The following is a 7,186-nucleotide window of genomic DNA, read 5'->3' as shown; positions in this document are numbered from 1 at the left end:
CGTGGTGGCCGGGCTGGGTGGGCTGGCGCTGGCCGAGGTGCTGCGCCGCTCGGGTGGCGCCGCCGAGCTCACCCTGCACCGGCTGGTGGACAACTCCGCGGTGTTCGGCTTCGGCTTTCTGGCCCATCCGGCCGGCCGGACCGCGGTCGCGCTGCTGATCGGCCTCCTGGTGGCCCATCTCGCCACCCCGGCTCGCCGGGCGTCATGAGCGGCGCGCGAGCCGCGGTGCTGGCTGCCCTGGCGGCCGAGCCCCGCCGGGCCCGGCCAAGCCTCGACCTCGCCCGGCAGGCGGGCCTGTCCAGCGGGACGCTCTACCCGATTCTGGTACGCCTCCAGCGCGCCGGCCTCGTCGAGGCACAATGGACGGACGGCCGCCGCGCGTACCGCCTGACCGGCCCGGTCCCGCCGCCCGGCGCGGCTGGGCGCCGTGGGCGTACCGTCCGGTTCTGGCTGCCCGCCGCCCTCGCGGCGCTGGTCACGGCCTGGGCCGTGCTCGTCCGCCCGGCCGGGGTCCGCCTCTCCGATCTGGGTGTCTACCTCGGCGCGGTGCGGGGCCTCACCCACGGCGCGAGCCTGTACGACTTCCTCAGCGCCGGCAACGCCCCCTTCACCTATCCCCCGTTCGCGGGCCTGCTGTTCCTCCCGCTGGCCGGCGCCCCGGTCCTGCCGCTGCAACTGCTCTGGACCCTGGCCACCGTCGGCACGGTCGCGGGGCTGGCGCTGCTGCTCGACCGGCGGGCGGCCCCCGCGTTCGCCCTGGTCCTGATGCTCTCCGCGCCGGTCTCCTCGGATCTGAAGTACGGGCAGGTCAGCCTGTTCCTCGCCGCCATGGTGGCGGCCGACCTGCTGGCGTTGCGGCACAGCCGGTGGCAGGGCCTGCTCGTCGGCGTCGCGGCGGCGATCAAGCTGACCCCGCTCATCTTCATCCCGTTGCTCTGGTGCGCCGGCCGCCGCCGCGCCGCCGTGCTGGCCACGGTGACGTTCGCGGGCTGCGGTGCGCTCGCCGGGCTCGCCCTGCCCGGCGACTCCTGGCGGTTCTGGACGACCGAGGTGGCCCACGTGAGCCGGCTCGGCTACATCACCTCGGTCGGCAACCAGTCGCTGAACGGCTTCCTGCTGCGCGCCGAGCTCGCCGCGCCGCTGCGGTCGGCGATCGTGCTGGTCGCCGGTGGGGGCATCGCGGCGCTGGCGCTGCGCCGGGCCGCCCGCCGGGCGCGCGGCGGGGACTGGTTCTCCGCCCTGGTCCTGACGGGCGCGGCCGGCGTGGTGCTGTCCCCGGTCTCGTGGACCCATCATCAGATCTGGCTGGTGTTGGCCGCGCTGCTGCCCGTCCGCGGGCCGGCCTGGGCCCGGCGCGGCTGGCCGGTGCTGGTCCTGGCGGTGATGCTGCTGCCGGTGCCGGCGCTCGGGCCGCCACTGTGGAGCAACTCGCGGCTGCTGCTGGCGGTCACGATCGCGGCGCTGCTGCCGCTGGCGCCGCTCGGCCGCCGGGGCCCGACCGCCCTCTCCTCGTAGCCGGCCGGGCGGCGGGCCGGCTTGCGGATCCTCGCCGGGCTGCGAAGATCCGCCGGAGGAGGCGAGATGACCCAGAGGTACGGGGTGCGCATCAGCTGGGCCGATCTGCCGGACCGGATCAGGCAGCGGGTCGAGGCGGTCGTGGGTGGGCCGGTGGTCCGCGCGGCGTCGCAGACCGGGGGCTTCTCGCCGGGAACGGCCGACCGGGTCGTCACGGCGGACGGACGGCGGGCGTTCGTCAAGGCCGTCAGCACGCGGCTCAATTCACGCTCCGTCGAGCTGGCCCGGGCCGAGGCGCGCGTGACCGCGCAGATGCCGCCGGCCGCGCCCGTGCCCCGGCTGCTCGCGGCCTTCGACGACGGCGAGTGGGTGGTGCTGATCCACGAGGACGTCGAGGGTCGGCATCCGCGTACCCCGTGGGTCGAGGACGAGATCGCCGCGACCGTGCGGGCGCTCCGGGAGCTGGCCGCCGCCCTCACGCCGTCGCCGCTGAGCGGCGTGCCGACGGCCGCCGAGCAGCTGGCGCCGTCCTTCGGCGGGTGGGCCAGGCTCGCCGCCGACCCGCCGCCCGGCCTCGACCCCTGGGTGGTCACCCATCTGGACGACCTCCGCGCGGCCGCCGACCGCGGCCTGGCCGCGGTCGCGACCGGCGCCACCCTCGCGCACTGCGACGTGCGGGCCGACAATCTTCTGGTCCGCCCGGACGGCTCGGTCGTCGTCGTGGACTGGCCGTACGGCTGCGTCGGCCCCGCGTGGCTGGACACCGTCCTGCTGGCGATGAACGTGCTGGTGCACGGCGGCCCGGGCGACGCGCTGCTGGCCGGCGTCGACCGACGGACGGCGACCGACGTGATCGCGGCCTTCACCGGCGACTTCCTGGAGCGCTCGCGGCATCCCTCGCCGGGTATCCCGCACGTCCGGGCGTTCCAGCGCGCCCACGCCGAGGCCGTGCTGCCCTGGCTGCGCCGTCGCCTGGCCGGCTGAGCGGCGGCCGGGGCGGCGGCCCGACCGCCAGGTGGGAGCTCCGGCACACCTTCGGGGAGCGGGCAATCCGGGGCATTAGGCTGGTACGCCTGACCTGGGCTTCGGCGTGGCGGCCCGGATGGTCCCCTGCCCCGTGCACCAGAATCCGACATGGAACGGAACGTGATGATCGACCAAGCCAAGGTGCGAGTCCTGCTGCTCGAGAGCATCCACCCCGACGCGGTGTCCCGGCTCGAGGCCGAGGGTTACCTCGTCGAGTCCGTCGCGGGCGCCCTCGACGAGGTGGAGCTGGTCGAGCGGATCCAGGGCGTGCAGCTGCTCGGTATCCGCTCGAAGACCCGGGTGACCGCGAAGGTCCTGGAGGCGGCGGACAGCCTCGTCGCGATCGGCGCGTTCTGCATCGGCACCGACCAGATCGACCTGGCCGCCGCGTCCCGGGCCGGCATCGCCGTGTTCAACGCGCCGTTCTCCAACACCCGGTCCGTGGTCGAGCTGGCCCTGGCCGAGATCATCGCGATGACCCGCCGGCTCACCGAGAAGAACGACCTGATGCACCGGGGCGTCTGGGACAAGGCCGCGCACGGCAGCCACGAGGTCCGCGGCCGCCGCCTGGGCATCGTCGGGTACGGCAACATCGGCACCCAGCTCTCCGTGCTGGCGGAGAACCTCGGCATGCACGTGTCCTTCTACGACACCGCCGACAAGCTGGCCCTGGGCAACGCCCAGCGCTGCGCCAGCCTCGACGAGCTGCTGGAGAGCTCGGACGTGGTGACGCTGCACGTCGACGGCCGGCCGGGCAACGCCGGCTTCTTCGGCGCGGAGCAGCTGGGCCGGATGCGCCCCGGGTCGATCTTCCTCAACCTCTCCCGCGGCATCGTGGTCGACCACGTCGCCCTGCGCGACGCGCTGACCAGCGGGCACCTCTCCGGCGCGGCCGTCGACGTGTTCCCGCACGAGCCCAAGGGCCGCGGCGACGAGTTCGTCTCGGAGCTGCGCGGCCTGCCCAACGTGATCCTCACGCCGCACATCGGCGGCTCCACCGAGGAGGCCCAGTCTGACATCGGCGACTTCGTGGCCAACAAGCTGGTGCACTTCGTGGAGGAGGGCAACACCACGCTGAGCGTCAACCTGCCCAGCGTCGCCCTGCCGGCCAGCACGGACATGAGCCGCATCATCCACGTGCACCTGAACATGCCGGGCGTGCTGGCCCAGGTGAACAGCATCCTGGCCGAGCACCAGGTGAACGTCGAGGGCCAGCTGCTGAGCACCCGCGGCGAGTACGGCTACCTGATCACCGACATCAGCGGCAGCTTCAGCGACGACGTCCTGGAGCAGCTGCGCGGCATGAGCCAGACGGTGCGGCTGCGGGTCCTGTCATGAGCGAGCCGGCCGGCTGACCGGGCCGCCGCCCGGGCACGTCACTTCGCGGTCTCCACCGAGAGCAGCGTGACCCGGGCCGCGGCGGTCACGTCGTAGCGGTCGTTGGTGGCCCAGCCCTTGGGCGTCAGCGTCGATCCCGGCTCCACGTCGCGCAGCGTGCGCGCGCCGGCCGCGACCGTCTTGGCGCCGCCCTCCATCTTCACCCGGACGGGGTTGCCGGCCGGGGCGGTCAGCGACAGCTCGTCGACCGCGCCGCTGACCTTCAGCGCGACGGTGCCGGCCGGTTTCGGCAGCACGATGTCGGTGACCCGGGAGCCGCCGGCCAGGTCGATGCCGCCGACCTCGCCGCCGGTGAAGTCGATGCGCTGCTCGTCGGTGGCCCCGGCGAAGCGCAGATTCCACACCACTCGCGAGCTCAGCACCACGTCGACGGCGCCGGTGTCGCCGTCGCCGTCCGGCACGAGGTTGAGCTGCACCCGGTCCTGGGCCAGCACGGGCCGGGGGATGATGCCGGCGTCGGCGGCGGTGGAGATGCGGTAGAGGTCGTCGCCGAGGTCCTCGCTGCGCATGGTGACCTTGGTGACCGCGGTGGTCAGCTCGAACGACGCCGCCGTGCGGCCGTCGACGGGCGCGGTCGCCGTCCGGCCGTCGGACTTGCCCGCGCCGAGCTCGAGCACCGACGTGAGGCTCTTGTCGGAGCCGGAGAAGTACGAGATGCCGGCCACCGTGGCCCCCAGCAGCACGGCCACGCTCAGCGCGAGGCCGGCGACCAGGACGCCGCGGCCGCGGCGCGGCTCGGCCGGCAGGGGCTGCTCGGCGGCGGAGTGCGGGTGCCGGGCGGCGCGGTGCGGGCGGATCTCCCGGCCCGGGCCGCCGATGAAGTCGCCGATCCCCTCGTCCTCGTCGGCCGGCGCGAAGGCTCGCGACGGCCGGTGCTGGACCGCCGCCGACTCGCCCGTCGACGACCGGACGGGGTGCGGTGCGGGCCCGGTCGGCGGGGGCAGGAAGGGCGAGCCGGAGACCGGCGCGGGGCCCTGACGGTCGGCGCCGATGGCCTGGTGACTGCCGGTGTGGCCGCTGATCGGGCCGGCGGTGAAGCCGAAGGAGGCGCGGCCCGGGCCCGCGGGCGGGGCGGGACCGTATGCGGGCGCCGGCGGGTCCGCGGGGCTGTCCGCGCCGGAGCCGGAGGAATCGCGGGGCAAACCGAAGGCACTCCAGCTCGGGGAGTCGGCCATGTCTTCCTCATCAGCATCGTCACGGAACGAGTTCACGGCGGGGGGCCGGCGGTAAGGCGCCGGGTCAGGGTCGGTCCGGCGGTAGAGCGATTCGTTGTCACGGTTGGCCCAGTCGGCGCCCGAGGTCGACGCGAGGTCCGCCAGCGCAACGGACACATCGGACGAATCGGCGAATGAACGTTCCACGCGATGTCCTCCAACCCGCGCCGGCGCCGACCATCTGCGAAGGCGCTCCGGCGAGAAGTACGGATCCCGCGGTCTGTCGGATGAGTACCGGCGTGAATTACTCTCCGTTATGACGGTCCGGGCTCAGCAGCCCGCGCCGGGTCGCCACCGCGACCGCCTCCAGCTGGCTGTGGGCACCGAGTTTGCCCAGCACGGCCTTCACGTAGCCGCGGCACGTGTGCACGCTGATGCCCAGCCGGCGCGCGATGGCCCGCGGGTCGAGCCCGGAGCCCATCAGCACCAGCACCTCGTGCTCGCGCGCGGTCAGCCCGCCGGCCCGCGGCCCGACCACCGGAGTGGTGCTGCGCAGCAGCCGCGCCAGGATGTCGGTGGACACCGTCATGCCGCCGCCGTGCGCGGTGTGCACGGCGTTGAGCACGTCGCCCAGCGGCCCGTTCTTCGACAGGAACCCGGAGGCGCCGGCCGCCGTGGCCCGTCCGACCAGGGCGGACTCGTTGTTCGCGGTCAGCACGACGAAACGCGTGTCGGGCTGCCGGTGCCGCAGCAGCTCGGCGATCGCGATGCCGTCCGCGTCCGGAAGGTCCGGATCCATCAGCACCACGTTCGGCCGCAGCTCCTGCACGAGCCGGATGGCCTGCTCACCCGTACGCGCATGTCCGACATAGCGCAGGTCCGGTTGCCCGGCCAGCGCCACACCGAGCAACTCGGCGAACGTCTGATGCCCGTCAACCACGAGCACCGTGATCGCCTCGCCCACCATTCATGCCTCCTGATCCGCCAGCGCTGGAAGTCTATGTGTCCCGCGCCGGAAGCCAAGGCGTACCAACAGTCGGACAGCACCTGCGAGCCAAGCTGATCGGTCGGTACGCGCGCCGCCCGGATGAGTCCGAGCGGCCGTCCCAGCTCATATCTTCGGTGGAGCAGCCCCCTCGCTTTCGGGGGGTGGAACGTCGCGAGGGTGGCTTGCCGCACCCAGGGTCGCACGTACAGGGTTTGACGCCATGTACGACATCCAGCTCTTCGGCCGTCTCGAGGTCCGCACCCGGGGCGTACGCCTCACCGGTCGCGACTTCGGCGGCGTCAAGCCCCGGCACATTCTCGCCCTGCTCGCCCTGCGCGGGGACCTGCACAAGGCGGAGCTGGCCGAACTGCTCTGGGGTGGCCGGCCGCCGGCCAACCATCAGGCCACGGTGGAGAGTTATGTGTCCCTTTTGCGCCATCGCCTCGACCCGGACGGGCCGGCCCGTGACTCCGTGATCACCACCCGCAACGGCGGCTACTCCCTGGTCGCCGAGCAGGTCCGGGTGGACGTGGCCCGCTTCGACGAGCTGGTCGCCGCCGCCTCCGGCCGTACCGCCCACCGGGCCCTGCGCCCGCTGACCGCCGCCGCCCACGTGGCCGCCCGTCCGCTGCTGGAGGACGTGGAGCAGCACGACTGGGCCGACCAGGCCCGCGAGCAGTACCGCACGCGCCTGGTGGCGACCCTGCTGGACGCGGGCGGTCACGCCCTCACCGCCGGCGACCCCCGGGGCGCGCTGGCGCTGACCGACCGGGCGGTCGGGCTGGACCCGGTCGCGGAGCGTGGCTGGGCCATCGCGATGGCCGCACACCGACTGCTCGGGGACCGGGTGGCGGCGCTGCGGGCGTACGACCGGTGCCGGCGGGAGCTCGCCGACGGGCTGGGCGTGGAACCGTCCGGCCCGACCCGCGCGCTGTTCCTGGAGCTGCTGCGTGAGGACGGCGGCGGCACCCCGCTGGAGCAGGCGGTCACCGCGATCCTGGCGGCGGACGGCGAGTCACAGCGGGCGGAGTCGGCTGCCGGGCTGCTGCGCCGCGCCGCCGAGCTGGCCGCCTGACGGGGCTGTGACGCAGCTCAAATAGCGCGC

7 protein-coding genes are annotated in these 7,186 nt (G+C 74.1%); 5 read left to right on the top strand and 2 right to left on the bottom strand.

Annotated elements, in window-relative coordinates; genetic code table 11:
- From Ani05nite_RS30685 to serA, 4 genes are all read left to right on the top strand, one after another.
- On the top strand, positions 1-208 hold a 208-nt coding region (locus Ani05nite_RS30685), incomplete at its 5' end, for a hypothetical protein (RefSeq protein WP_203774182.1).
- Positions 205-1,515 (top strand): glycosyltransferase 87 family protein, encoded by a 1,311-nt coding sequence (locus tag Ani05nite_RS30680; protein WP_203774180.1) that lies wholly within the window; start codon positions 205-207, stop codon positions 1,513-1,515. The genes Ani05nite_RS30685 and Ani05nite_RS30680, both read left to right, overlap by 4 nt.
- Before the next feature lie 66 nt (positions 1,516-1,581).
- Entirely contained in the window at positions 1,582-2,499 is a 918-nt protein-coding gene (locus tag Ani05nite_RS30675) for a phosphotransferase family protein (protein WP_203774179.1), read from the top strand.
- Between the two features lie 150 nt (positions 2,500-2,649).
- Complete coding sequence (serA, locus tag Ani05nite_RS30670) at positions 2,650-3,879, top strand: phosphoglycerate dehydrogenase (protein WP_239130787.1); 1,230 nt, start codon at positions 2,650-2,652, stop codon at positions 3,877-3,879.
- 38 nt (positions 3,880-3,917) lie between these two features.
- Here the strand turns inward: serA and Ani05nite_RS30665 are convergent, their stop codons facing one another.
- Positions 3,918-5,114 (bottom strand): hypothetical protein, encoded by a 1,197-nt coding sequence (locus Ani05nite_RS30665; RefSeq protein WP_203774178.1) that lies wholly within the window; start codon positions 5,112-5,114, stop codon positions 3,918-3,920.
- Positions 5,115-5,397: 283 nt separating this feature from the next.
- Positions 5,398-6,060, bottom strand: coding sequence for a response regulator (locus Ani05nite_RS30660; protein WP_203774177.1), 663 nt, complete (start codon positions 6,058-6,060; stop codon positions 5,398-5,400).
- 241 nt (positions 6,061-6,301) lie between these two features.
- Here Ani05nite_RS30660 and Ani05nite_RS30655 point away from each other — a divergent pair, with 241 nt between their 5' ends.
- The gene (locus tag Ani05nite_RS30655; protein ID WP_203774176.1) at positions 6,302-7,156 is read left to right on the top strand and encodes an AfsR/SARP family transcriptional regulator; all 855 of its coding nucleotides are present in this window, start codon (positions 6,302-6,304) and stop codon (positions 7,154-7,156) included.
- Positions 7,157-7,186 lie beyond the last annotated feature (30 nt).

Origin of the sequence: Actinoplanes nipponensis (genome assembly GCF_016862275.1) — a bacterium.
In the GTDB taxonomy this organism is placed as follows: domain Bacteria; phylum Actinomycetota; class Actinomycetes; order Mycobacteriales; family Micromonosporaceae; genus Actinoplanes; species Actinoplanes nipponensis.
The sequence above is the reverse complement of the archived record's forward strand: the minus strand, read 5'-3'. Positions and strand labels throughout refer to the sequence as shown.

What these genes read in the sequence shown, in the direction of transcription:
- Ani05nite_RS30665 (WP_203774178.1), bottom strand. Translation starts at nt 5,114, where the DNA reads ATGGCCGACTCCCCGAGCTGGAGTGCCTTCGGTTTGCCCCGCGATTCC.
- Ani05nite_RS30675 (WP_203774179.1), top strand. Translation starts at nt 1,582, where the DNA reads ATGACCCAGAGGTACGGGGTGCGCATCAGCTGGGCCGATCTGCCGGAC.
- serA (WP_239130787.1), top strand. Translation starts at nt 2,650, where the DNA reads ATGGAACGGAACGTGATGATCGACCAAGCCAAGGTGCGAGTCCTGCTG.
- Ani05nite_RS30660 (WP_203774177.1), bottom strand. Translation starts at nt 6,060, where the DNA reads ATGGTGGGCGAGGCGATCACGGTGCTCGTGGTTGACGGGCATCAGACG.
- Ani05nite_RS30680 (WP_203774180.1), top strand. Translation starts at nt 205, where the DNA reads ATGAGCGGCGCGCGAGCCGCGGTGCTGGCTGCCCTGGCGGCCGAGCCC.
- Ani05nite_RS30655 (WP_203774176.1), top strand. Translation starts at nt 6,302, where the DNA reads ATGTACGACATCCAGCTCTTCGGCCGTCTCGAGGTCCGCACCCGGGGC.